General features: G+C 59.1%; 15 protein-coding genes. 10 read left to right on the top strand and 5 right to left on the bottom strand.

The genetic code is table 11. The features are described from left to right. Nucleotides 1-56 precede the first annotated feature (56 nt). Entirely contained in the window at nucleotides 57-761 is a 705-nt protein-coding gene (locus tag J0X19_RS09050) for a dienelactone hydrolase family protein (protein ID WP_206984014.1), read from the bottom strand. Nucleotides 762-1,066: 305 nt separating this feature from the next. Between J0X19_RS09050 and J0X19_RS09055 the strand changes: the two genes are divergently transcribed. The 5 genes from J0X19_RS09055 (at nucleotide 1,067) to J0X19_RS09075 (ending at nucleotide 7,804) form a co-directional block, all read left to right on the top strand. Then, entirely contained in the window at nucleotides 1,067-1,378 is a 312-nt protein-coding gene (locus J0X19_RS09055) for a hypothetical protein (RefSeq protein ID WP_206984015.1), read from the top strand. 285 nt (nucleotides 1,379-1,663) lie between these two features. Then, on the top strand, nucleotides 1,664-4,093 hold the full coding sequence (locus tag J0X19_RS09060) for a TonB-dependent receptor (protein WP_206984016.1): 2,430 nt from the start codon (nucleotides 1,664-1,666) through the stop codon (nucleotides 4,091-4,093). Between the two features lie 190 nt (nucleotides 4,094-4,283). Continuing rightward, complete coding sequence (locus J0X19_RS09065; protein ID WP_206984017.1) at nucleotides 4,284-4,991, top strand: ABC transporter ATP-binding protein; 708 nt, start codon at nucleotides 4,284-4,286, stop codon at nucleotides 4,989-4,991. A gap of 7 nt (nucleotides 4,992-4,998) precedes the next feature. After that, on the top strand, nucleotides 4,999-6,417 hold the full coding sequence (locus J0X19_RS09070) for an ABC transporter permease (protein ID WP_206984018.1): 1,419 nt from the start codon (nucleotides 4,999-5,001) through the stop codon (nucleotides 6,415-6,417). A 4-nt stretch (nucleotides 6,418-6,421) separates the two neighbouring features. Further along, complete coding sequence (locus J0X19_RS09075) at nucleotides 6,422-7,804, top strand: ABC transporter permease (RefSeq protein ID WP_206984019.1); 1,383 nt, start codon at nucleotides 6,422-6,424, stop codon at nucleotides 7,802-7,804. A 40-nt stretch (nucleotides 7,805-7,844) separates the two neighbouring features. Here the strand turns inward: J0X19_RS09075 and J0X19_RS09080 are convergent, their stop codons facing one another. Further along, nucleotides 7,845-10,511 carry an MGH1-like glycoside hydrolase domain-containing protein gene (locus J0X19_RS09080; RefSeq protein ID WP_206984020.1) on the bottom strand — a complete coding sequence of 889 codons (2,667 nt, stop codon included), beginning with the start codon at nucleotides 10,509-10,511 and terminating at the stop codon, nucleotides 7,845-7,847. A 219-nt stretch (nucleotides 10,512-10,730) separates the two neighbouring features. On the opposite strand from J0X19_RS09080, the gene J0X19_RS09085 reads away from it, so the two are divergent. Then, nucleotides 10,731-11,288 carry a hypothetical protein gene (locus tag J0X19_RS09085; protein WP_206984021.1) on the top strand — a complete coding sequence of 186 codons (558 nt, stop codon included), beginning with the start codon at nucleotides 10,731-10,733 and terminating at the stop codon, nucleotides 11,286-11,288. 29 nt (nucleotides 11,289-11,317) lie between these two features. Here the strand turns inward: J0X19_RS09085 and J0X19_RS09090 are convergent, their stop codons facing one another. The 3 genes from J0X19_RS09090 to ygiD all read right to left on the bottom strand — a co-directional run bounded on the left by J0X19_RS09090 (nucleotide 11,318) and on the right by ygiD (nucleotide 21,397). After that, nucleotides 11,318-13,777, bottom strand: a complete 2,460-nt coding sequence (locus J0X19_RS09090; protein WP_206984022.1) for a M1 family aminopeptidase — start codon at nucleotides 13,775-13,777, stop codon at nucleotides 11,318-11,320. Between the two features lie 201 nt (nucleotides 13,778-13,978). After that, nucleotides 13,979-19,882 (bottom strand): Ig-like domain-containing protein, encoded by a 5,904-nt coding sequence (locus tag J0X19_RS09095; RefSeq protein WP_206984023.1) that lies wholly within the window; start codon nucleotides 19,880-19,882, stop codon nucleotides 13,979-13,981. A gap of 615 nt (nucleotides 19,883-20,497) precedes the next feature. Then, the gene (gene ygiD, locus J0X19_RS09100; RefSeq protein WP_206984024.1) at nucleotides 20,498-21,397 is read right to left on the bottom strand and encodes a 4,5-DOPA-extradiol-dioxygenase; all 900 of its coding nucleotides are present in this window, start codon (nucleotides 21,395-21,397) and stop codon (nucleotides 20,498-20,500) included. A 330-nt stretch (nucleotides 21,398-21,727) separates the two neighbouring features. Between ygiD and J0X19_RS09105 the strand changes: the two genes are divergently transcribed. From J0X19_RS09105 to J0X19_RS09120, 4 genes are all read left to right on the top strand, one after another. After that, nucleotides 21,728-22,339 (top strand): hypothetical protein, encoded by a 612-nt coding sequence (locus J0X19_RS09105; RefSeq protein ID WP_206984025.1) that lies wholly within the window; start codon nucleotides 21,728-21,730, stop codon nucleotides 22,337-22,339. Nucleotides 22,340-22,402: 63 nt separating this feature from the next. Continuing rightward, a complete protein-coding gene (locus J0X19_RS09110; protein ID WP_206984026.1) occupies nucleotides 22,403-23,551 on the top strand; it encodes an AAA family ATPase in 1,149 nt (382 codons plus the stop codon). Continuing rightward, nucleotides 23,548-24,273, top strand: a complete 726-nt coding sequence (locus J0X19_RS09115) for a hypothetical protein (protein WP_206984027.1) — start codon at nucleotides 23,548-23,550, stop codon at nucleotides 24,271-24,273. The genes J0X19_RS09110 and J0X19_RS09115 overlap by 4 nt, the downstream gene beginning before the upstream one ends. Beyond that, nucleotides 24,266-26,692, top strand: a complete 2,427-nt coding sequence (locus J0X19_RS09120; protein WP_206984028.1) for a hypothetical protein — start codon at nucleotides 24,266-24,268, stop codon at nucleotides 26,690-26,692. The genes J0X19_RS09115 and J0X19_RS09120 overlap by 8 nt, the downstream gene beginning before the upstream one ends. The last annotated feature ends 1 nt before the right edge of the window (nucleotide 26,693 follow it).

Genomic DNA, 26,693 nt, shown 5'->3' on the forward strand with positions numbered 1-26,693 from the left:
CCGGCGGCTTTGCGTGAAACGGATGCCGCATTGCGTTGCTCGTTTCAGGAAGCAGCTTAACCCAGCTTTTCCTGGAAGAAGGTTAGCGTCATAGCCCAGGCTTCGGCGGCGGCCTGTGGGTGGTAGCTGGGCCGTTCGTCGCAGTGGAAACCGTGGTCGGCGTAGGAAATGACGGTGTTGATGTAAGGCTTGCCAGCGGCGTCTATGGCCTCGGTTACTTCCGTGATGTGCGCTTTGCTGATGTGCTGGTCGAGGCCACCCCAGAAGAACAGGTGCGGCGCGTGCAGGTCGGTGGCCCGGTTTTTCAGGTGCTGGGTGCCCCCGCCGTAGTACGACACGGCCGCCGCCAGCGGCAGCACCGCATTAGCCAGAAACGACACCCGCCCACCCAGGCAAAACCCGATGCTCCCAATTTTATCGGTCACGTTGTCCTGCGCTTGCAGCCACGCGTGGGCGGCCTGCAAGTCGGCCGTCAAGCCTTCGGGCGTAATGGCCTGAAAGTGCGGGGCGGCGCTGGGAAAGTCGCTGTAGGGAATTTCCAGGCCTGGCGCGGCGCTCCGGTGAAACAGCTCGGGCGCTATAACCACGTAGCCGGCCGCGGCCAGCCGGTCGGCCACGTTGCGGATGTGGCCGTTTACGCCAAAGGCTTCCTGCAACAAAATAATGCCGGGGTGCGGGCCGGGGCCGGCCGGGAAAGCAGTGTAGGCTTGCAGACTGGTGCCATCAGGGGCGTGCAGCGCAACAGCGTGGGGGTAGCTCATGGAGTTTATAGGGAGTGGTTGGTGTGCGGTAGCGGCTTGCTACTTACTACTTGTACCTCAGTAACCAACGTATTGGGCAGGTAGGTACGTCCTCCTCGGAAGCTGGCAGCCCGGTGTTTTGTTTTGCGGGCGGTTGGGGGCTGACACGAAAATTACCGTCGGAAAAGGCAAGGAGCATTCATTATTATGTTACGCCTTGTTAATGCAGCAATGCTGCATTAACAAGGATTGTTTCTACCTTTGCCGCTCATTGGCAGCAAGCAAGCGTGCAAAACTGGCGTAGAATTACAGCTTGGTGGTTTATTGTGTTGCTCGTCCGGGTGCTTACCCCGGAGGCGGCTATGCTGCGCCTGCACTTTCACCAGCACTCGGAAGATGCGCCACTTGCCGCGCCAACTGTGAAGGCAGGAACCAAAGCCGTTCTCTCGCCCAAGCACCAGCACTGCCACATTGAGCAGCTCTATGATTCGCCCTTCCAGCCAGCGGTACCACTGAGCCTGGAGCCCCCCGTGCAGCTGCTTGCCTACGCCGTGTACCGGCCGCAGGCTCCCGTTTGCCGCGCCTTCCATCTGCTTGATGGCGCCTCCCTGCGCGGCCCTCCCGCTCACCGTGCCTAAACGCTGATTTCACCGCCGCTAGTTGCGGCCGGGTTGGGTTTGCACTGTTCCGTAGTAGCTTCTGCGGGCACTTGCCAATGGTAAGCAGTACTTACCGGCTATGCTTTCTGCTGCTTCAATGAAGCCAGCTGAGCGCCCCTATTCACTTGTCGAGCAAGGCCTTGTGCCTCGCAGCTAGTGTAGCTGCACTGGGCTGCTGTGGGCTAGCCATAGCCTATTTCCCTTTTCTTCTGATTTATCCCGGCACGCGGCGCTGGCCGCCGTGGCCGGGTATGCCCCTTTTTCATGCACCGACTTCTAATGTGTCTGCTGCTGCTCTGGCCGTTGCTGGGAGCAGGACAATCGGCCATGGGCCACCTCGACGGCCACGTGAATGGCCCAGGCGGCCACGGCCTGGAGGGAGTTTCCATTTTGGAAACCACCGGCCGTTTTTCTGCTTTGAGTGGTTCCGATGGGCATTTTTCATTGGCCTTACCACTGGGCGAATACACGCTCGTGACGCGCAGCCTGAGCCACCAGGAGCAACGCCGCACGGTGGTACTCAGCGCCGAAACCCCCAATCTGAGTGTTGATTTCACCTTGCAGCCCGTCACTAATTCCTTGCAGGAAGTGGAAGTGCTGGGCCGCAAGGAAACCACCTACAAGAGCGACTACAGCTTTGTGGGCACCAAAACCGCCACGGCAGCCATCGACGTGCCGCAGTCGATTTCCACCGTCACCAAGGAGCTGATGGAGGACCGACAGGCGCTACGGCTCACGGAAGTGGTAAAGAACGTGGCAGGCGTTACGCAATACTCGCACTACGACGACCTCACGATTCGGGGCTTCCGCAACGGCTACGAAAGCGGCTTCCGGCTGCTGAACGGGCTCCGCTCGGGTTTCAGCTACGGCAACTCGTTTACGCAGGCACCCCTGACGGTGAACCTGGAGCGAGTGGAAGTGCTGAAAGGCCCCGGCGCGGCGCTATACGGCGACATCAACCCCGGTGGCACGGTGAATATGGTAACCAAAAAGCCGCTCGATGTGGCCCGGCAGGCCGTTACCTTTTCCACGGGCAGCTTCAACACCATGCGCACCACCGCCGACCTGACGGGCCCACTCAGTGAGCAGAAAAACGTACTCTACCGTTTCAACGCCGGCTTCGAGAAAACCAACACTTTCCGGGCCGGGAATGATACCCGCTCCCTGATGGTGGCGCCTACGGTCACCTTCCTGCCCACCGACAAAACCACCATCAATGCCGAGGCGGTGTACACCCACATTGATGGCTACCTAGACCGGGGCCTGCCCATCCGCGGGGGCGACTTATACGCCCTGCCCCGTTCCTTCACGCTAAGCCAGCCGAGCGACTATTTCCGCACCAGCACCTACTACTTCAACGCCTCGCTCAACCACAAATTCACGGAGTGGCTGTCGTTTAATGCCTCGTACCTCGACTTCACTTACCACGAAGACCTGAGTGAGCACCGCACCCTGAACACCTACGCTGACGCCCCGGCCAACACAGTGATGAACCTGCGCTACTTCGACCGCCGGGCGGAGGAATACACCAAGAATCTGGCTTCCTATTTTGTGCTGAACGTGGCCACCGGCCCGGTAACGCACAAAGTGGTGGCAGGCGTAGACTACATCCGCTACAACACGGACCCACAAAGTACCATGTTTGAGGCCCGGCAGAAGCTGGTGAACGGCGTAACCTCGCCGCTGACTTTCGACCTTAAAAACCCGGTGTACGAAATCCAGGACCCTACCAAGTACCTCCGCCGGCCGCTGCCCCAGTTCTTTGTTGATTACATCAACTCGGTGTACCATACTACCGGCCTCTACGTGCAGGACCAACTCGACGTGACAGCGCGCCTCGGGTTGCTGCTGGGGGCCCGCTACGAGCTGTTTACTGACGAGCGGGACTACGGCAATGGCAGCCAGAACATCCGGCAAAGCCGCCTGCTGCCCCGGGCCGGCCTCACCTACGCCCTGCGCGACAACCTGAATTACTTTGTTAGCTACAGCGCCGGTTTCCGGCCGCTCAAGCCCGAGTACATCCGCTTTCCGGAGCGCTACGGCCGTAGTGCCGCCTTCGACCCCGAAACCAGCTACCAACTGGAAACCGGCCTGAAGGGCGAGTTTTTCAACAAGGGTTTGCTGGGCACGGTGGCGGTGTACCAGATTGTGAAGCGCAACCAACTGGTTAATACCGGCTCACTCACGCCCGACGGCGCGCCGGTGTACCGGCAAAACGGGCAGGCCCGCTCCCGCGGAGCCGAACTGGAGCTGGTGGGCAACATCTCCACCACCCTGAGTGTCAATGCAAACTATGCCTTCAACCACTCCGAAGTGCTGGAGGCCGATTTGGCGGTGGAAAACGGACAGCCGCTGGCAAATGCCCCGAAGCACTCCGCCGGCCTCTGGACCAAGTACACCTTCGTGACGCCGGCTTTGCGAGGGTTAGGCGTAGCCGTGGGTGGCAACGCCGTGGGCCGGCGCCGCACCGAAAACCAAGTGGTGAACACCACAACCGGCGAGCTGTACTGGGCTTACTGGCCGAGCTACACCACGCTGGACGCGGCCCTATTCTACACCACCGGCAAGTTCAATTTCCATGTGAACGTCAACAACCTGCTCGACAAGTACTACTTCGTCGGCGGCTACGACTTCTTCCGGGCCAGCCCCGGCGCGCCGCGCAACTACATGGCCACGCTGGGCTACACGTTCTAGGCCGGCTTACCTGTGCGCCTCATCCTCTTAGTTCCCTCGCCGATAGGGAGAGGCGGAGCATACAGCAAGAGCCGCGGACAGCCGGCGCAACAAGCCGTCTGGCTCGGCTCCTCTTTTCGGCGAGGGGCCGTTCTGGCGAGGCCCTCGTCAGAACGGCAGCATCACACCTTCTTACCCTTGTTAACACTCAATGACTTACCTCTTAGAAGCCAAGCAACTGCGCAAGCAGTATGCCGATAAGTTGGCCCTGCGCGGACTGAACCTGCAAATTGCCCCCGGCGAAGTGTTTTGCTTGCTGGGCCAGAACGGCGCCGGCAAGTCCACTACCATCAACTTGTTTCTGGGATTTGTGCAGCCTACTTCGGGCGCGGCCTTTGTAAACGGCCTGGAAGTAGCCACCAACTCGCTGCAAATCAAGAAACACCTGGCCTATATTCCGGAAAACGTGATGCTGTATCCGCACCTGACGGGCCTGGAAAACCTGGCGCTGTTCAGCCGCCTGGCGGGCTTCCGGTACCCCGAAAGTGAGTTGCTTACTTACCTCACCGATGCCGGTTTGCCACCTGAAGCGGTACGGCGCCGGGTGGACACCTATTCCAAAGGCATGCGCCAGAAAGTGGGCATTGCCATTGCCGTAGCCAAACACGCCCAGGTGCTGCTGCTCGACGAGCCCACCTCCGGCCTCGACCCCAAGGCCAGCAACGAGTTTTCCGAGCTGCTGCGCCGCCTTAGCGGACAGGGCACGGCCGTGCTCATGGCCACCCACGACATCTTCCGGGCCAAGGAAGTGGGCACCCGCGTGGGCATCATGCGCGAAGGCGAGCTGGTGGACGTGCGCCCCACCGCCGCCCTGAATGCGCAAGAGCTGGAGCAGCTTTACCTCACCTACATGAACTAGCCCGCCCATGATACACAGTATTGCCCAGAAAGAATTTGTCAGCATTCTGCGCGACCGGCGGTTTGGGGTGCTGAGCGTGCTGGTTTTGGCCTTGTTGCTGGCCGCTACGCTGGTCGGGCGCGCGTCCTACCGCACGTTGCAGCAGGAACGGGTATTGGCCCAAAGTACCGTCAATGAGCAGTTTCGTAACCAGCCGGCCCGGCACCCGCACCGGGTAGCACACTACGGCTCGTTTGCCTTCCGCCCCAAATCGGGCCTGAGTTTGCTGGATTCCGGCGTAGACACCTTCACGGGCAGCGCCGTGTACCTGGAAGCCCACCAGCAGAACAGTGTCAATTTCAGCCAGGCCCAGCAGTCCGGCTCCCTGATTCGGTTTGGGGAAATGACGGTGGCTTTCGTGCTGCAACTACTAGTGCCGCTGCTCATCATCTTCCTGTGTTTCGGGGCCTTCACGCAAGAGCGCGAAACCGGTACCCTCAAGCTGCTACTCAGCCAAGGCCTAACCATGCGGCAAGTGGCCTGGGGTAAGGTGCGGGGCTACAGCCAAGCTGTAGCGCTGGTGGTGGCCCCGGCCCTGGCCCTAGCCGCAACACTGCTGTTTACGGGCGAGGAATTTGCTTCCGGTGCCGACCTGGCCGCACGCCTGACGCTGTTTGTGCTAGGCTACGCGGTGTATTTTTTCCTGTTCGTGGTAGGCAGCGTGGTGGTATCGGCCACCCAGGCCAGTTCGCGGGCCGCCCTGATTATGCTGCTGGGTTTCTGGATTGTGAGCGGCATTATTCTGCCCAAAGCCACGGCCAACCTAGGGGCTTCGCTGTACCCTACCATCACCAAAGCGCAGATGGACGCCGATGTGCACGAGCAGGCCCAGCACGGCATCAATGGCCACGATCCGCACGACAAGCGCGCCGAAGCGCTGAAAGCCAGCTTGCTGAAAAAGTACGGTGTCGATTCCGAGGAAAAGCTGCCCGTTAGTTTGGCGGGAGTGCAGATGGCGGCCGGTGAAGAGTACTCGGCCAAGGTATATCAGCAGCACTTTGCAGCCCTCAATGCCACCTACGAGCGCCAAAACCGCCTTTCCGACTGGGCGGGCCTGCTGAATCCCTACCAGGCCATCCGGCCGCTCTCTATGGGCCTGGCCGGCTCCGACTTCACCCATTACGTGCACTTTCAGCAAGCCGCCGAAGCTTACCGCTACGGCTTGGTACAGCGCCTCAACGGCTTGCAGGCCAGCATGGGACCCGGCGACAAAGAGCGCCGCCTTGATGCTCATACGTGGCACGAGCTGCCGGTTTTCAGCTACCAGACTCCGGCTCTGGCCTGGGCACTTCCACACCTGCTATTGCCCATGGGGGCCCTGCTGCTCTGGGCGGGGCTGCTGAGCTGGCTGGGCTTTCGCCTGATTGCTAACACCACTGTTGCTTAATACGATGCATTTATTCTGGATTTTGTTTTCCTACGAGTGGCGGCACTTCCGCGCCGCCAAGGGCCTGGTACTTATGTGTGGGCTGCTGCTGGTTTCCGGGCTGTATGGCATCTACTACGGCACCACCGAAATCGAGCGGCAGCGCCAGCACCTGGCAGCGCTGCCGGAACTCACGCGCCGCAACGTGGCCGAGCTGAAAGTGAAGTTTCCGGGTCCGGCCGATGCCGGCGACATTGGCTACTACCATACCGCCTTCGCCGTGCACCACCCCGACCCGTGGGCGGCCCTCTCCCTGGGCCTGCGCGACGTGAATCCCTCCTACGTGAAGCTGCGCCTGCTAGGCCTGCAAAACCAGCTATACGCTACCGATAACACCAACCCCATGAAGGTGCTCAGCGGCAACTTCGACCTGGCCTTTGTGCTGGTATACTTGTTTCCAATGCTCATCATCGCGCTTAGCTTCAACCTGTTATCCAGTGAGCGGGAAGAGGGAATTCTGGTGTTGCTGCTGGCCCAGCCGGTACGGCCAGCCACAGTGCTAGCGGCCAAGCTGGCTTTCCGGCTCACCTTAGTACTAGCCCTGGCGCTGCTACTCTCGGGGGTGGGCATGCTGTGGGCCGGGGTGCCGCTGGATGGCCGCATCGGCACCTGGCTGGCCCTAACGGTGCTGTATTGCCTGTTCTGGTTGGCGGTGGCTTTGGTTGTGGCGGCGCTGCAACGCCCCTCGGCCGTGAATGCCGTGGCCTTGCTGGGGGTGTGGCTGCTGTTGGTGGTGTTGGTGCCCAGCCTGCTGAACCTGGGCGTGGCCGCCGCCCGCCCCGTGCCCCAGGGCATCGAGCTGACCATCCGGCAGCGTGAGGAAATTCATGCTGGCTGGGACCGACCCAAAGCCCAGACCATGAACCGTTTCTTCGCGCTTTATCCGCAGTGGCGCGATACAGCCACCATCCGGGAGCGGTTTGTATGGCGCTGGTACTACGCCTTCCAACACCTCGGCGACGTAGCCGTGGCTCCGCAGGCCACCGCCTACGCACAGGGCCTGCAACAGCGCTACAACCTGGTGGAGCAGCTTAATCTGCTGTCCCCGGCCATCAACGTGCAAAGCAGCCTCAATGCCCTGGCCGCCACCGACCTGCCCAGCCACTTGGCGTTCCAGCGCAGTGCCACCCGCTACCACGATTCGCTGCGGGCCTTTTACTACCCGTTTCTGTTCCGCAAAGTGGAGTTCACCCACGCCGACTACGCCCAGGAACCCACCCACACCTTCACGAGCCACCCCGAGCTGGCTACCACCTACCGGGGCCTCCTGAAGCTGCTGCTGAGTGTGGCGGCGGTGTACGCGCTGGGCGCGCTACTGCTGCGGGTGCGTTCCATAAACCCACGTTGAGCGTAGCGCGCCCACTTCTTGGCAAGATACGTTTGGGGGCTTACTCTTGCGCTTGCGCCGCTATTTGCCCGCCAGGCACTACAGTGGACGCCTCACCTTGATGCAGCAGGCGCACCACCAGGCCGGTCCAGCCGGTTTGGTGGTTGGCCCCCAGGCCGTGGCCATTGTCGCCGTTGAAGTACTCGTGGAACAATAGGTTGTCCTGGAAGTGCGGGTCGGTTTGGAGCAGCTCGTAGTTGCCGAAGGCCGGCCGCCGTCCATCCGGGTCCTTAAGCAGCAGCCCCGCCAAACGCTGGGCCAGGGCATCGGCCACTTGCCTGAGGTTGAGCTGGTTGCCAGAGCCCGTCGGATATTCCACCAGCAGTGAATCGCCGTAGTAGAAGTGGAATTTCTGCAACGACTCGATGATGAGGTAGTTGATGGGAAACCAGATGGGCCCGCGCCAGTTGCTGTTGCCCCCGAACATGCTCGATTCGGCCTCGCCGGGCACGTAGCCCACCGAGAAATCATCTTCCTCGGTGCTGAACACGTACGGGTGCTCCAGGTGGTAGCGCGACATGCCCCGGACCCCGTGTTCAGCCAGAAACTCGGTTTCGTCGAGCATGCGGGTGAGGATACGGGTGAGGCGCTGGCGGCGCAGCAGCCCCACCATGTGGCGAGTGTTGCGGCCGGGCTCTTCCCAGCGGGCCACCAGCTGCGCCAGATACGGCCGGTTGGCCAGCAGCCAGGTGGCGCGGTTGGTAAATTCGGGCAGGCCATCCAGCACATCCTGCTCCACCACTTCCACCGCAAACAGCGGAATCAGGCCCACAATGGAGCGCACTTTGAGCTTGGTGCGCACGCCGTCGGGGGTGTGCAGCACGTCGTAGTAGAAGCCGTCTTCTTCGTCCCAGAGGTTGAACTGGCCGTCACCGCCACGGGTCATGGCATCGGCAATGTACAGGAAGTGCTCGAAGAACTTGCTGGCCATTTCCTGGTACACCGGGTTGGTTTGGGCCAGCTCCATGGCCATGCGCATCATGTTCAAGGCAAACATGGCCATCCAACTCGTACCGTCGCTCTGCTCGATGAAACCGCCAGTCGGCAGCGGCGCGCTTCTATCGAACACCCCAATGTTGTCGAGGCCCAGGAAGCCGCCCTCAAAGATGTTCCGCTCGCTCTTGTCTTTGCGGTTCACCCACCAGGCAAAGTTCAGGGCCAGCTTATGGAACATGGCTTCCAGAAACACCCGGTCGGCGGTGCCGGTGCGCTTTTTGTCCATCTGGTACACGCGCCAGGTGGCCCAGGCGTGCACCGGCGGGTTCACGTCGGAGAGGTTCCACTCGTAGGCGGGCAATTGGCCGTTGGGGTGCATGTACCAGTCGCGGGTGAAGAGGCGCAGCTGCTGCTTGGCAAACTCCGAGTCGAGCATGGCCAGCGGCAGGCAGTGAAACGCCAAATCCCAGGCTGCGTACCACGGATACTCCCACTTGTCGGGCATCGAGATAATGTCGGCGTTGTGGAGGTGGCGCCAGTTGCTGTTGCGGCCGGCGCGGCGGCGCGGCGAGGCCATATTGCCCACCGGGTCGCCGTCGAGCCAGCGGGCCACATCATAGTAGTAGAACTGCTTGCTCCAGAGCATGCCGGCAAACGCCTGGCGCTGCACATTGCGGGCGTCGGGGTCGGTCAGGTTTTCCTGAAGGCAGTCGTAGAACTCGTCGGCTTCCAGGCGGCGCGTGGCGAATAGGTCCTCGAAATCGGCGAAGGGTGCTTCGTGCGGCACGGCACTCAGGCGCAGGCGCACCACCCGCGGCACGTTGGGCGCCACCCGCAGCTTGTAGTGAGCGGCGGCTTTAGTGCCCTGTTGGTTGGCGCCGAGGGCAGTGGTGTTGCCACCCACCACGTAGTCGTTGATGCCGTCTTTGTAAGTGGCCGGGCCGTTGGGCAGGTGGCCGTAGAGCTTGGGGTTGGTGTCGTTTTCGCAGAACAGCAGGCGAGGCTGCTGGTCACAGTAGAGCTGGTAATTGCCTAGCGCTTCGTGCTCTATGCCTACGGTACCAGGGCCGGTTTTGTGCAGTTGCGGGCGGTAGTCATTGTGGCCCCAGCCCCAGGTGTTGCGGAACCAGAGCTGCGGCAGCAGGTGCAGCCGGGCCGTACGGGGGCCGCGGTTGTGCACCGTTATCTGAATGAGCAGGTCGTGGGGGCCGGCTTTGGCGTACTCCACCACCACGTCGAAGTAACGGCTGTCATTGAAGATGCCGGTATCGAGCAGTTCGAATTCGGGTTCCTGGCGGGTGCGGCTGGCATTTTCGACTACCAGTTCCTCGTACGGAAACTCTCCCTGCGGATACTTGTAGAGCATCTTCATGTAGGAGTGGGTGGGCGTGCTGTCAAGATAATAGTACAGCTCCTTCACGTCTTCGCCCCGGTTGCCCTGCCCATTGGTCAGGCCAAACAGGCGCTCCTTGATGATATGGTCCTGCCCGTTCCACATGCCCACCGAAAAGCACAGCAGCTGCTGGTCGTCGCTGATGCCGGCAATGCCTTCCTCGCCCCAGCGGTAAGCGTAGCTGCGGGCCATGTCGTGGGTGATGTAGTCCCAGGCGTTGCCGTCGGAGCTGTAGTCTTCCCGGACGGTGCCCCATTGGCGCTCCGTCAGGTAAGGCCCAAACTGTTTCCAGGCAGTTTTCTGCGTATTGGCTTCTTCTAAGCGTAGTTGTTCCTGCATGATACAATCGGGTCTTCCCGGCGCAAAGGTACGGCCCGCCGTGTAGTAAGGCCCGAACGGACCCGACAACGGGACTGGTAACAGAAGTAGGTGGGATTGTAGCGGAGGGGCAGTTCGGTTGCGCCGAATGAAGTTCTGCCCTACTGGTTTTTTAGAGAGAAGGTTGCTACCGTGGCGGTTACAGCTACCTTTAACCTCGCTGTGCTTAAACGTATTACTATGTCTTTCTTACTCCGATTAAAGCCCTGGCAGCTATTTTCTTTAACATTCGGATTACCGCTACTTTTTTCGCTTTGCGGCAATATGGCCCTATTCATGAAACCACCGCAGATGCCTATATTCATAGGCTGCTTCATTGCATCTGTGGCCCTATTTACTACTGGCTTATTTTGCTGGCTGTGGGCCTTAGGCACTCAGTTACCAACCCTTTTACCTAAATCGATGCTAGCAGCAAGCACCAAATTAAAAATAGGGCTTGTGCTGCCATCTTTTTATATCATAGCTGTTTTGGCCTTATTCGCAGCAGGTGTGTCCAAAGGTTTTTCGATTAGTCCGGCTATTCTATTATTTATACTTCCGTTGCATATGCTTTCTATGGCTGGCATTTTTTACAGCCTCTACTTTGTAGCGAAGACATTAAAAAGCGTAGAGTTACAACGTCCCGCCAGCCTTAGTGACTGCCTTGGCGAATTTTTTCTTCTTTGGTTCTTTCCCGTTGGCATTTGGCTGATTCAGCCACGTATTAATCGATTATTCGCACCAAGTCGAGCCAGCTAGCAATTGGTTTTCTTACCAAAAAGGTATTTCTACTTCGCCGCCTGAATTTCCGCTACGGCCTGGTCAACCAGCGTGGTGGTGTGCGCGGCCGTGGGGCGGGTTGTGTGCTGTTGCTGCACCTGCCGCAATAGCCCAATCAGTCGGTTGGCATCAACGTAGGGTTTGTAGCGCACAGTCAGGTCTTTGATGCGGGTGATGCCTTCGGTTAAGGCTGCGGGGTCGTTGAGGCGGCCCAGGAACTCCGCTACGCCGGGCAGCATCCCGAAGCGGCCGTTCGGGTCGGCGGCATCGTACTTGGCCAGCACCAGCGGCCATTGCGCGGGGCTGCCGGCGCGGCCATACACGCTCACCATGGCCACGGTTAAGGCGCCTTTGTTATCGGCCTCGAAAGCCGTGGTGCGGGCCAGGGCTTGCCGGGCATTTAGTTGCAGCAGCCCCTGAAGCGCCGCCCCCTGCACCCGGTACGATTTACTTTCCAGCGCCTGCTCGAACAGCTTGCTATAGCGTTTCTCCTTGAGCGTACCCAGCGCCGTGAGAGCAGCAGCCCGCACCGGCAGCGCCGAGTCGATGGCGGCCAGCCGGGCCAGAATGGGCGCGGCGGCGGTGCGCAGGGCGGGGTTTTGGAGGTCGAGCAGTTCAACAGCCATTTCGCGCAGGGCGGGCGAGGCGTCGGTGAGGCTGGCTACCAGAATTTGTTGGGCCTGCGGAGTAGCCAATTGCGTTTTGGCGGCGCTCAAGGCCTCGCGCCGGTCGAGGTAGTGCGGGGCGTGGCGGTACTGGTAGGCGAAGTCGGGCAGCGGCTTGTGGTCCTGCTTCTGCCACACCAAGGTCTTTTCGGCGTCCACGTTCACCAGGTCGGGCTTGCTGGCTAGTGGCATCCGAAAGGTTTGGGTGGCCTCGGTCATGGTTACGCGCTGGCGCTGGGGCTGGCCGTTCACGTAGTAGTCGATGGCAAACGGCAGCTGAAAAGGGTCGCCGGGCTGGGTTTGCTTCACCGTCACGGCCTGGGTCTTTTGGGCAGCATCCCAGCTGTAGTCAATCGTGACGACGGGGTGGCCAGCGCGGTAATACCACTGATTGAAAAACCAGTTTAAATCCTGCCCCGACGCCTCTTCCAGCGCCAGCCGCAGCTGGTGCGGCTCCCCTACCCCAAACGCATTCTGGGTCAGGTAGCGCCGCAGGCCCGCAAAAAACACGTCGTTGCCGAGGTAGGTGCGCAGCATGTTCAGGATGCTGCCGCCCTTCTGGTAGGTCACGTTATCAAACATGTCCTCCTTGTCGGCGTACTGGTAGCGCGCCAGGTGCTTGTCATGGCTGCCGGGGGTGCGCAGGTAGTTACGCAGGCTCCGGTCGGCCTGGGCGGCGCCGGCATCGGGGCCGTAGGCGTGTTCGGCCCACAGCACCTCGCTGAAGTTGGCAAACGACTCGTTCACGGTGAGGTTGCTCCAGCTTTCGGTGGTTACATAGTCGCCAAACCAGTGGTGAAACAGCTCGTGGGCCACTTCGCGCTCCACCAGCGTGTAGTCCCAGTCCAGTATCTCGCGGGCCGTGCCCTGGGCGTGCGGACCGAACAGCGAGGCCGTAGTATTTTCCATGGCTCCGGCTACGTAGTCGCGCACCACCACTTGGGCGTACTTGTTCCACGGATACTCCACGCCCAAGCGCTGTGAGAAGAACTCCAGCATGGCCGGCGTCTTACCGAAAATTGCCTGCGCCTGCCCGGCGTATTGGGGTTCCAGGTAGTAGCTCACTTCCTTACCGCGCCAGGTTTCCTTGTGGATTTTGAAGTCCCCGACGGCCATCATGAACAGATAGGGCGCGTGGGGCAAATCCATCTGCCAGGTGTCGGTGCGCAGACCCGCGCCGGCGGGCTTCTGGCTGACCAAGGCGCCGTTGCTGAGCGTGACGTACTTGCTGGGCACCGTCAGGCTGATTTCCGAAGTGGTTTTCTGGTTGGGCTTGTCGATGGTCGGAAACCAGGTGGAGTTGGATTCCGATTCGCCCTGGGTCCAGATTTGTACTGGTTTGCCCGCCACGGCGCTATCCGGGTTGATGAAGTACAGGCCCTTGGCTCCGCCGATGGCCTCACTGCCTTTTAGCTTCAGCTCGTCGGGCTTGGCCGTGTATTCGATGTAGAGGGTGTACGTGGTGCCCGGCGCCACCGTCTTGCCCAGATTGACGCGCAGGTTGGTTTGGTCGTAGTCGAATTTCAGGGCCTGCTGCTGCTCCCCGTTTAGTAGGGCTACGCGCTTGATGTCCATGCCTTTGGCATCAAGCCGCAACGAGTCAGTAGGATAGCCGTGGGGCTTGAGCGTCACCCATTCTTTGCCATAGAGGTAGCGTTTGGTGTAATCAAAGCGCACGTCCAGCTTGGTGTGCACCAGGTCGTTGATTTTGCGCGGAGTAGCGCGGTAATTGGTGGCCGGCGTTTGAGCCACGGCGAATGTGGCCCCAATCAGGCAGCCGGTAAGCAGGAGTATATGGCGCATAGCAGCAGCAAGGTATAACGCCTTGCGTCCTCCCAGATAGCAACGCCCTGGCAACAGTTGCCCGGCTCGCGCAAAATGACGGTCTTTATTAGAGTGCGGTATAGCTATGCCGGCCTTGGTGTAGTCCGATTTTGTACTAATTGAAAAAGCCGCCACCCATCTGGACAGCGGCTTTTCATATGGTTTGAAAGTACTGGCTACTTAGTTTTTCACGAAGCGGCGGGTTTGCTGGATGCCATTTTCGCCGGTTACTTTCAACAAGTAGGCGCCCAGCGGCAGCTTCGTTACGTCAAGCGTAGCGCCCAGGCTGCTGTCCAGCGCTTTGGTCAGGACCAGCGCGCCGGTGGTCGAGTAAACCGTTACCTGACCTTTTTGCACGGCGGCCGTTAGCGTGAGGTGCAGTAGGTCGGCGGCGGGGTTGGGGTAGAGCGTCAGCTCGGGCGCGGCAGTGCTCTGCCCGAAGCGCACTACCTGCACTGGCGTGTAGTTGACGGTGCCATCGAGGTCTACCTGCTTGAGGCGGTAGTAGAGCGTGCTGGCAACGGCAGCGGCCTTGGCATCGGTGAAGCTGTACTGCTGCCGGGTGTTGCTGGTGCCACGGCCAGCTACCGCACCTGCTTTCTGGAAGCTGCGGCCATCGGCGGAGCGCTCTACCTCGAACCCGGCATTGTCTTTCTCGGTGGCCGTGGCCCAGGTCAGCAGAGCATCGTTACCTTTTGCCACCGCCTCGAAGCTGGCCAAGGTAACCGGCAACGGACGGGCCCCGATAGTGAACGTCACGGGCTGGGTGGTTACGCCGCCAAACTCGTCGGTGGTGGCCACGGCTATGGTGTAGGTACCGGACGCCAGCAGCAACCGGTTGGCAACGGTTACGCGGCCAGTGGTGGCGTTGAGGATGGTACCGGCGGGCAGGGTATTGCTGCCCGAGGCCAGCGCCGCCGAGCGGATACCGTTGTCGGTAACTTCAGAAGCAGCGTTGTACTCGCCGCCGTTAGCGTCGAAGGCGCTGGTCAGCACGTCGCCGTTCTGGTACGGCACGGCGCCGCCTTTCACCGGACCAGCCGTAAACAAGGCCACGTTGTCTTGGCCAACTGGCAGCACGTAGGCAGTAGCGGCCGACGTAGCGGGCATGGCTGAGTTATCGGTGGCGGTGTAGGTGAAGTAGGCGTTGCCTATGAAGTTCTGGCCGTTGGTATTGAGCGGGTCAGCAGGGTTGCTGTACGGCCGGAAATAGAGCTTATCAGCATCGGTAGCGGTAATTACTTGCCCGGCACTTACGGCCGTGAAGCTTGCTCCATCGGCACTGAAATACAGATTGCCTTGCGTAGCGCCTGGCACCGATGCTACCGTGAACGAGGCAATAGAGCCATCGGCATCCTGGGCGCTCAGCGGCGACAGACGCAGGTACGAATCGGCGGTGTTACCGTCGGGAGCGGTGAGGCTATTTACGATGGTGTTGGCCACCGGCGTCAGGTTGGCGAGGTTGGTGGTATACGTCTGGGTATCGTCGGTGGCGCTTTGCGTTGAGGTGGTTGTGACGGTACCGGTTACGGGGTACGAGGCCATACCAGCCGGCGCCGGGAACGTAACGGTATACGCGGCCGAAGCGGCCTGACCGGCTTCCAGCGTACCAATGGCCGGGAACGTTACGGCACCAGTAGCTGGCACGTAGGTTCCGCCGCCCGATACGCTAACGGTAGCGGGATTGAGGTTGGCAGGAATCTGGGCCGAGAAAACCACCCCCTGCGCTGCCGAAGGGCCGTCGTTGAGGGCGCGTAGCAGGTAGGTAACCGGCTGTCCGGCCACCACCGAGCCCGTCAGCACCGAGGCTTGCGTGCTTGGCCCCCGCACGATGGAGCGCAGGTTCAGGGCCGGCGTTACGGTTACGCTCGACACGCTGGTGTTGTTGGTTGGTGTACCGTCGCTGTTGTCGGAATTCACGCTGGCTACGGCCGTCAACGGCCCCGTGCCGGGCGCTGTTACCATGATAGTATTGGTGAAGGCATTTGTGCTGCCCACGCCCTGCAAGGCATATTCCCAACTTACAATACCCGAGGCGGGGTCGTAGGTACCACCGTTGGAAACGGTTACGGAACCGGCCGCTAGCTGGGCTGGCAACGCTACGCGCTGCACTACGGTAGTGGCCGCCGCCGGGCCGCTGTTGGTGGTCGTGACGGTGAACGTAACTGGCTGCCCGGTTACCTGGCTCGTTACGTTGGCTTGCACAGTGGTAGCCATGTCTACGATAACCGCCCCCGAGCGCAACACACTGGTAGTGGTGGTAGCAGCGTTGTTGACGCGGTTCAGGTCGTTGGTGCCCGTAGTTACGCTGGCCACAGCCGTGGCCGTAATGGCCGCTACGTCGGGCGCGCTGAAGGTGATGGTGCTAATTGTAGCACCGCTGGCGCCTACTGGCACGTTGGTTTGGGTGGGCAGGGTCACGAGGCCATTGGCAGCATCATAGGCATTGGCAAGCACTGCACCGGCCGCGTCGCGCACTACTACGTTGGTCAGGTTCACGGGCAGATACACGCTTGTTGACACGCTGCTGGCCGGCGAGGTACCTGCGTTGCGAACATCAACCGAGTATACCACCGGCGTACCGTTCACGGCCGTGGCCGGCCCGGAAATACGAGCTACCACATCCGAGGCGGCGGTAGTAGCTACCGTAATGGTGCTGCTGTTATTGGCGGGAGTGTTGTCGGCCGAGGTGGTAGTGGCATAGCCAACCGCCGGGAAAGAAGTGGCCGGGGCATCAAACGACACCGTGTTGGTTACGGACTGGCCGGGAGTTAGCGAGCTAATCACCGGATACGCCAGCAGCGCTTGGTTGGGTTGTACATCCAGGGTCCCCACCGAAGTTGGTAGCGTGTTGTTGGTGTAGGTCAGGTTGGCTACGGCCGGCGGCATGCGCACAAACTGCTGCACGTTGGCGGCCGGCATCAGGCCTTTGTTGGTGGTGGTAATGGTGTACGTTACGCGCTGGCCGGCCGTAACGGTGGCCGGACCAGCTACCGTAGTTACCACGTCGGTGGTGGGGTTGACGGTTACCATGCTGGCAATATTGTTGTCGGCTGGTACGGGGTCGGGGGTGGCAGTGGTGGCGCTGGCATGGAGCAGCAGCGGCCCGAAACCCGGAGCGGGTAGTTGCACCGAGTTGGTGGCAGCAGCACCGCTGGCCAAGCTCAAAGGCGCGCTCCAGCTTACTACGCCGGTTGCTGGGTTGTAGGTACCACCGTTGGAAATGGTTAGGGTAGCAGGGTTCAAATCGGCGGGCAACGACAAACGCGGCTGTACCGCTGTAGCAGTACCGGGGCCGGCATTGCTGCTGGTCAGCGTCAGGGTTAGTGGCGCCCCGGCCGCAATATTTGCCACGGCATCTCCACTGCTGGTAGTGGTAAGCGTTGAGTACACGCTGGCCGCGGTGCCCGTGGCTGGGCTGAGCACAGTAGAAGCAGTAGCGCTGTTGTTGCCGGTTGACGTCTCCCCTGCCAAAGCTGGCACCGTAGCCGTAGCCGTAACCGTGCCGGCGGCGGCGTCCATCAAGCTGATGGTATTGTTACGGCTCTGGCCCGCTGGAATGTCTTGGGCCGGGAATGTTACAACGGTAGTATTGCTCCCACTGTTATACACTGCGGTTCCCATGTTGGAAATAAACAGCCCCTTCTGGTTGCCGGCCAACGACACCGTTTGTACCACTCCGGTAGCAGCGGCCGGGCCAGCATTGCGGGTAACCACGCTGAACGTAAACGGCGTACCAGCGCCAGCGGTGGCCGGGCTGCTGATGGTGGTACTCAAGTCGAAGGCCGAGCTGATGTTCACCGTTACAACTGCCGTATTATCGGCCGTATTCAAATCAGCAGTGCCAGCGGCCACAGCGGCGGTACCCGTGAAAGGACCATTGCCCGGCGCATTGAATGTGACGCTATTTGTGGCGCTACCGTTGCTCGCCAGCGAAGCTACTGTTGGGAAGGTAACCAGGCCCGTAGCCGCATCGTAGCTGCCCCCATTCGAGAAAGTAAGGGCGCCGTTGGAGCCCGTGCCGGTTAGGCCGGCGGGTAGTTGCACGGTTGGGGCCACGCCGTCAACTGAGATAGTACCGTTGTTGGTGGTTTGCACCGTGAAAGTTACCGGCTGCCCGGCGGCCACGGTGGCATTGTTGGCAGGCGCCGTTACACGCACGGCCAGGTCGGCGGTGGGTTGCTGCACGGTTACTACCAGGCTGGCGGGGTTGGTGGGCGCCCCGCTACCGTCCAGCACTACATACGACGTAACGGCGGTGCCTACAAAACCCGCTACGGGAGTGAACGTGACGCCCCCCGTGCTAGGGTTTACGGTAAACGTGCCCTGGTTGGCAAGGGTGCGGGTGCTCTGCGTTCCGGCCTGCGTGGGGTCAATATCAATAGAGCCGGGGTTGAACGAGTTGTTGCTGTCGGTATCCAAGTCGTTAGCCAGCACATTCACGGTAGCAGCTACCTCGCGGGTGGTGGTGGCGGCATCGGCAATAGCCGTTGGGGCCAGGTTGCACGAGCCGAAGTACACGTCGTCTACGGCCAGGTCGTTGCCGCCAATGGCGGTGCTCACGTTCCGGATTTCCAGCACTGCCTGGGTGTTATTGCCCGAGAACCACACGTCGGAGAAAGAGAACCACGTATCCGGCGACCGTTCGGCCTTGATCGTGCCCGATATCGATTCGCCGTTGATAACAAAACCCATTTCCGGAATACCATCCCCGGTAGTTGAGGCGGGTGGTGGCAGCAGGTTGTTGAAGAAGGCCGAGAACGTGTAATAGCGGTTCGGCTGCACGGTCACCGTCTGCGAGTAGAACGTGCGGATGGCCGATGCGCCGTTTACAATCAGGAAGTTATCATTGGCCACGCCTGCCGTGTGGCCCGTACCCTGGAAGTTGGGGTGGTAGGTGTTGGCATTGGAACCCACCGTGTAGGTCCCTTCCGGATACACCCCAGAGTTGGTATTGCCAGTATAGCCCGAGGCTACGTAGCGGTAAGTGGTGGAAAAGCCCGTGTTGCCGGCGTTGAAATCAGCATTGGCCAGCAGGTTGGAACCCGAAGCCGAAGTGCAAGCCGTGTTGGTGCTATACACGCGCAGGTTGACGGTAGCCGTGCTTGAGCACAACGACGTATTGCTCGTTGTGGAGTTGCAGACGCGGTATGTGAAGCTGTCGGGACCGGTGTAGTTGGTATTGGGTGAGTAGCGGTAAGTACCGTCTGGGTTGAACGTTACGCTACCACGCGTCGGGCTGGTCAGCAACGACGCCGTGAAAGGATTCTGCTCCTCATCATAATCATTGAGCACCACGTTGCCATTAACAGTGGTGTTGAGAGGCACGTCGCGCGAGTCGTTCTTGGCTACGGGCTGCACTTTGCACCACGTCATCTGGCTGATACCGATGGCCTGTTGGCTGGGATTTGCAATGGCTGTCCCGTTGCTATAGGTAACCACCAGCCGGGTTAAGGCCACCGGAAAGCTGACCGTCACCAGCCCGGTGTTGTTGCTGGTGTTGCTGATGTCGGCTGCGCCGGTTACCGTGTTGCCGGATACGGTTTGGTAGGTTGTGCTGTACGCGAAGCTGCTGGCAGGCAGGCTTACGAGGTTGCCATTCACATCATACCCATCCAGCCGCACCTCATCGATAAAGCCAGGCGTAGCTCCGGTGGCTTTGTCGATATCCTGTAGCGTGATAGTGTAATTATATAATGGCCGGCTGAAAGCGAAAGTGACGGAAGCACTTTTGGCGGCATTCGACGAATAGTCGGCAAACCATTCCAAGGTGTTGTAATCAAGCTGCCGGCTTTCGTCTCCGAGCCCCAATAAGCCGCCATACTGGCGCACTTGGAGGTAGCTGGCCGGGGAACTGGCAGAAGCACTGTAGCTTCCGGGCGTTACATCGGTTGGGGTGCCGCCAATGTTGCTACCGAGAGGGTTGGCCAGATTAGGAGCCGTTGTTACGTCCCAATCTTCGCCGTTTCGGCTCCCAAAATCCAGCGTGGTGGTAGCGCCAGCTGGGCATTGCGCCTGCACAACACCATGGGTAAGGGTTAACCACCCCAACAGCAGTAAGGATAGGCGTAAGGTTGTTTTCATAAGTGAAATGAATCGAGGAATTAACAATCCGGATAACCTGCTACTCACCAACCTCCTGCCCAAACAGTTCTTGCCTTCTCCGCATCAGACGCTCCTATTCACTTGATGAGTGCATAGGAGACAAGGTCATTGATTTTCACCCGCTACTCCTTCACGAAGATACTTTCACCTCAACTCAGTATCTTATTTTCATTCTATTCATCCCAAAATAGAGCACTTATTCTCAATATAGTTTTGCCATACTCAGCCTTCCCCATTTTTAGACATAATGAATACTTGAAGCATTTAGTTAATTTGTTATTTTTTATAATTATACAACTACAACAACTCGCCCGCCTTTATATCTCACCAACCATACATATAGCTATACAACAACTATTTGGCTTACATTCTTACCACCTTATATGTTTTCAAACACCACAGCTGCTCTGCAAAAGCATTCACAAGAAACCATTAGCTCATCTATAATATAACTATTACAATTTCCCTTTTTTAATTTTATTGAATACTCAAAAGCACTTCTATCCAACACGCTTTATCATACAACCTATAATCCACGAAAAACGCCAACCTGATCAGGTTGGCGTTGTACAATTTTTTATCCTATTACATATACTACCCCACTACAAAGGTGCGCATGCTCATCCCGCCGAAGCTTACTTCCTCATAGGCATGGTGAATAGCATCATCAGCCTCGGCTAGGGCCAGGCTGTAGAGCATTGGAATGTAGTGGTCGGGGGTGGGCACGGCCAGCGGGCCACTAGCGCCGGCTTGCTGGTAGTGTGCCAGTGCCAGCAAGTCGCGCTGGTCGATTTTCACTTTGGCCCACTCGTCAAATTCCTGTGCCCACGCGTAGGGGGTGGCGTCGTTCTGCATGAACTTGGGCATGCTCTGGCGCAGGTTGTGCACAATGTTGCCGCTGCCCAAAATCAGAACACCCCGGCGGCGCAGAAACTGAAGCTGCCGGGCCAGCTCGGCGTGAAAGGTCATTGGCTTATGGTAATCAATGCTCAGCTGAAACACCGGAATGTCGGCTTCCGGGAAGATGTGGTGCAGCACGGTCCAGGTACCGTGGTCGAGGCCCCACTCATCGGTGGGGTGCGCGTCGGGCAGGGCAGCCAGCACTTCCTGGGCTACGTCGGGGGCGCCGGGCGCGGGATACTGCATAGCAAACAGTTCCTGCGGGAAGCCCCCGAAGTCGTGGATGGTTTCGGGCCGCTCATTCACGGCCACAAAGGTGCCGCGCGTGAGCCAGTGCGCTGATACTACCAGCACCGCCCGCGGCGGCTGCACATTGCGGATGTCGCGGCCCAGTTGGTGCAGCGTCTGGGTGAACGGGTTGTCGGCCAGCGCGTTCATCGGGGAGCCGTGCCCCACAAAAAGCACGGGCATTTTGCTGGTTTTCTGGAAGCTACTGGCGGTTTTATGGAGGTCTTGCAGGGAGTTCATGGCAGAGGCGAAAGGCAGCACCGCTAGTGTCTTCAGGAAGTCTTTGCGGTGCATAGGGTTCATCATTTTTACTTAACAAAAATACCCCACCTACAGTAGCGGGGCCTTGATATAGGATAAGAAAGAAGAGTCATGCTTGCTTCACCACACCTAGAAAGCCTAGAACTCGTGGCCTACGGGGTGTTTGTTGCTGATGGTGAGCTAGTAGTTGTAGCTCACCAGATTTTGCACCTACTTATCCAGCCAAACACTTTCCTCTGAATGCGTAAAATCAGCTCTATCACCTACCTTTCTATTATTCAATTTCGCAACTTGCACAACAATACACCAGGCGACTATTGCTTAAGAAAATCCTGCAATCATCCCTTCTAAAAGCTAGCCTATCCTGTTCATGTAATGACTTTAGAGGAATTCCTACGCGCCCTGTTCACCACTGGCCAAGCTACCGTAGTTGGCCAACTCGACCCATTCACTCCGGCTGATCTGCATCAGGCAACCCTGTTGCTGCAAGAGGCTTATGCTGAAGATAAGCTGCACCTACCGCACACAGCGCCGCCCTTTTCAGCGGAGGCAGCGCTGTGGGCAGCCCAGGTATTATACCGCGCCGTTCAACTGACGCTCCTGCGCGACCTAGACGACACCGCTGTACGGGCTAGCTTAACCCACTACCCTAACCCAATTAATCCGGCTGTTGTGTATTCTGCCGACCTTACCCTGCGCTACTTGCCCGACTTGCTGCACCTAGCCAAAGGCTTGGCACCAGCCGATGTACTCGTGACGCGCCTGCGGGAACTGGCTCAGCACTGGCCTTTCTCGTTCGGTGGACCGGAGCCAGCCGCCCCGCAGCAACTTGAACCGGTGTTGGGCCATCCAGCCTTACGCGCTGCTTACGCTGACCGCATCATTGAAGCCCGAAACCTGGTACGCGCCCAACAGGCCGAAACGGCTATCCTGATTCGGGAGGCATTAGGCCATTATGCCGCCGAACTGTGGCCTGAGTTTAACTAGCTGACAGCTCCCACTGCTTAGCGCAGAAGTTGTTACCCCCTTACCTGTCTCTACTATACTTTAATGACTACCACTCCCCCAAACAACTGGCTCTTAGTTGATAAGCTGCATCAGGTAGCGCGCCACCTCAAGCGCACCTTTGTAGGCAAAGATGATATTATTGACCTCATGAGCATTTGCCTGGTAGGGCGCGAAAACCTGTTTTTGCTGGGACCTCCCGGTACCGCCAAAAGCGCCTTGGTTCGGGCGCTGGCCCGGCAGCTACAAGGCAATACTTTCGAGTACCTGCTTACGCGCTTCACGGAACCCAACGAATTATTCGGCCCTTTCGACATTCGAAAGCTGCGGGAAGGTGACCTGGTTACCAATACTGAGGGCATGCTTCCGGAAGCCAATTTCATTTTTCTAGACGAACTGCTGAACGCCAACAGCGCCATTCTCAACAGCTTGCTGATGGTGCTGAACGAGAAAGTATTCCGCCGGGGCCGCGAAACCCGCCCGCTGCCGGCCCTGATGATTGTGGGCGCTAGTAACCACCTGCCCGAAGACGAGGCGCTCCAAGCCCTCTTCGACCGGTTTCTGGTGCGCGCGCACTGCGACTACGTGGCCCCTGACCAGCTTACCCAAGTATTGGAAGCGGGCTGGACTCTGGAGCGCCCTTCGCCCACCGATCAGCCCGAAATTACGGCCGACGAAGTGTTCCAGCTCCAGGCCGCCTTGGCGACCGTCGATTTGCAGACCGTACGCCCAGCTTACGCTACTCTTATTGGCAAGCTGCGGCAGGCGGGCGTACCAGTTTCCGACCGCCGGGCCGTGAAGCTCCAACGCCTACTGGCAGCCAGTGCGTTGCTGTGCAAGCGCACCGAGGCTATTGCGTCGGATATGTGGGTGCTTCGCTACATCTGGGACACCGACGAGCAGCGGGAAGTGCTAGCTGGCATCGTCAACTCGGTGGTGGAAGCCGATGAGCACCCCCATCAGCACCCGCGCGCTTCACTGAGTGCGGCACCCAATGCCGACGATATTCTGCGGGAGGTAACTACGCTCACCGAGCAGTGGCATCACCCCGATACGTCGTTGGCTGACCGTGCAACCATCAAAGACCAGCTACGCTACTTGCAGGGCCGCTGCCAGTGGATCAGCAACGCCGTGCAGCGGGAGTACGTGCAACAACCCCTCGACAGCTTGTGGCAGCAAGTATTGCAGGCATGAAAGCACTCGAACGGCTGCTAGTACTAACTGAGCAGGATGGCCACACGCTAGGCACCGTCCGTACCCAGCCGGGGCTGCGGGTTGCCCAGACGGCAGGACAGATTTGGCTGCGCGGCTTGCCTGCCACTGGCGAGCTAGCCCTTGTGCTGCGGCAGTTGCCGGCAGTAAGCGGCTACAGCCTGAATGCGCAAAACCAGTTGTTTCCTTCGGGCAGCCAGACGCCGACCGGCTTGCTACCCGAGGTAACGTGGCAGCCCATCCTGGACTTTGTGCCGCTCGAAATTCCAGTGGCGGCCCTGCCCGGCCAGCTACCTACGCCCCACCACTGGCAACTGATTGCGGCTACGTACGCGCCGGCTGGCAGCGCCCTGCTTACTACCCTGCCTGCCTGGAAAGCATACGCTGACACAGCTCCCGAAATCCGGCTGCAACAACTGCGGTTTGCCGTATCGGCCACCAATGAGGTAGTAGTGCTGGGTACGCCGCTGCCCCCTATTCCGGGCCGGGAGTTGTGGTTGTGCGAGAGTCTGCTTTTACCGGCTGGCCTCGATTTTGAAACACCCTTACTCGCGCTCTTGCTCGCCCGAAAGCTCAACCCGCATAACGACGCGCTGCTTTTATTCTCGCCAACCGGCGAATGGGAACGAGTGGAAAGACGCTTCCTGTTGCCAGCTTCCCGAAGCGCGGTTCGTCTCACCCTTGGCAACCCAGCGCATGCGTGATACACCAGCCGCCAATATCACCCAGCAGGCTTTATCCTACTTTCAAAGCCCACAGCCTTATTTCTGGCACTGGGTTGAAAACGGAGAAGTAATTGAGTGGACTAACGGCACCACTATTTGCTACCGCGAAGAACTGGTGCAGTTGCTCTCCTATCTGGCCCCCGACGGGCTGCCCTCCCTGAGCACTCTGCTCTTGGTTTTGGCTGCGTGCAATGATGGATGGGGAGAGGCCGATGATCCTATGCGGGCAGTGTATAATCTACTCTATAACTCGCGCTTAAGCGGTACCCGCCAACAACCCGCTGAGTTGAAAGCGTTGGTTGATCAGGCTACCAGCTTTCTACAAGTAGTTGCCGCCCTGCCGCCTGAGCTTCGGAAAGGCCTTGGTAAGCGGCAGCTGCTTTTCGAGCTGTTTGCGCAGCAGTATCGGCCCTTACCAGGCCGCTGGGCGCAGGCGGTAGTAGACGAATGGGCCAGTGGCCGCCTGGATACCCAGCTGTTGGCATCGGGCCCAACCCTAACCAGCCAACGCTTAGAGGTAGACCTTTCCCTGCTTAGCCGAGCATACACGCGCTTTCCAACCACGGAAATCCTTGATTCAAAGCTATTCACTGGCCTAAATCAAGCGCCTGAACCACTAGAACTACTACCCCTGCCTGCTGCTCCTGAGGCAGCTGACGTGCTAAGTGAACTGGCCGCCGACCCCAAAACTGCTGGGCTGGCCCGGCTCACTCAACGGTTGGTGGCGTCTATTCGGATTCCGTTGCACGCCCAGGGCACCAGCGACCAGCCATTCGGAGGCGTGTCGGATGTAAGCAACCAAGGCAGCTTTGACCGGCTGCTGCTGAGTGAACTAGCGCAAGATGACCTGACCCTAACCGCCCGATTGGTAAACAATGAAGCCCTGTATCTGCGGCGCGAAGAGCCGCCCCACCAAGAGCAGCGGCAGCGCGCCCTCCTACTCGATACTACCCTGCGCATGTGGGGCATCCCGCGGGTGTTTGCGCTGGCGGCGGCATTGGTCTGTGCAATGCCGCGGCGGCAGTTGTTCACAGTATCAGCCTATGCGCTTGGGGGCCATCAGGTGCAGCCGCTCGACCTGACCACCAAAACCGGCGTTACGCAATCCCTGGCCCACCTCGACCCCGCCTTGCACTGCGGCGGTGCCTTACAGGAGTTTGTGCGCACATTACCCCCGGTTCCGCTCACCGAGGCGCTGCTTTTTACAACCGCCGAACAGGTACAACAGCCCGCTTTTGCATTGTTGCTTTCCGAACTGAAACCAGCTTTGCGCTTTTTGATAACCGTGGACCGCACCGGCGAGCTACAGTTGCACGAATTCACAAAAGCCGGCCGCATCCTGCTCAATACCACGCACCACGACCTCGACGAACTGTTGTTTGCCCCGTCCAACCTACCTCTTCGGCCGAGCAGCAACGAGCAACCTGCCTTTCTTGCTCAACATCCCGCTCCACTGTTTTTTCCCACTTTCGCCTACAATCCAGGTCCTCACAACACGATGCATCTTCCGGACATGGGCGTGGTGGCTGTGACGAGCTTGCAACGGATTCTGTATTGGCCCCACCGAACAGAGGGCGCCCGGGAACTACTATCCTTTGTCGAAGCCGGTAAGACAACCTTTGGGTTCAATGGCCACATGGTTTGCTTGCTGGTAAGCGACCAAGCCAAACGGCTGCTACGCTACTATCAGCTATTGCCGGAAGGCGAAATGCCGCTGACGATAGACTTGTCAACCGAAATCAAGGATGTGCAAAGCACGTTGGAAGTGCACTTCATTTGGCCGAACTTTTTGGTGCGGGTTGATGCTAATATTCGCCTGATTGATTGCCGAACCGGCGTTGTGGTGAAGCGCACCTACTTCGACCATACCAAGAAGCCTGACGTTTCATCCGAACGGTTTAATAACCAGCAGATAAAGCTGCACGTCAACAACGGCTACAATGTACTGCTGAGGGTCAACCGAATTAGTATAGACAACGAGGGAATTTTGACTGTTGGCGGGCATAGTTTGCGGCTTATCAACGAAGACCGGCTAAAGTTTACCAACAAAACCAAGGACAGTGTGGGGCACGAGGCAGCCCAGGCAGAATCCGACTCCTACTTTCTGCCATTCAACAAGCACGTAGCGTTTCGTCGCTTTGTGTGGCCCAATGGCAGCGAAGCGGTAGTAGATGGGCGTGGCCTATTGCACTTGCGCAGCACCGACGACAGCGTGCCAGAAATTACGCTGGTATTAGTGCTGGGGCAGGCTACGGCCGCCTGGGCCGCCGATGGCAAGCGGGCTGGGTCGTCGTACTTTATTGGAACTACACCAGCCAATTTTACGCCGTCCGATTTCTTGCCGGCCAATACATTCTATCAGCAGTATATTCAACAATTTATCAAACAGCTTCTCTGAC

This window comes from Hymenobacter telluris (assembly GCF_017313265.1).
GTDB classification, from domain to species: Bacteria; Bacteroidota; Bacteroidia; order Cytophagales; family Hymenobacteraceae; genus Hymenobacter; species Hymenobacter telluris.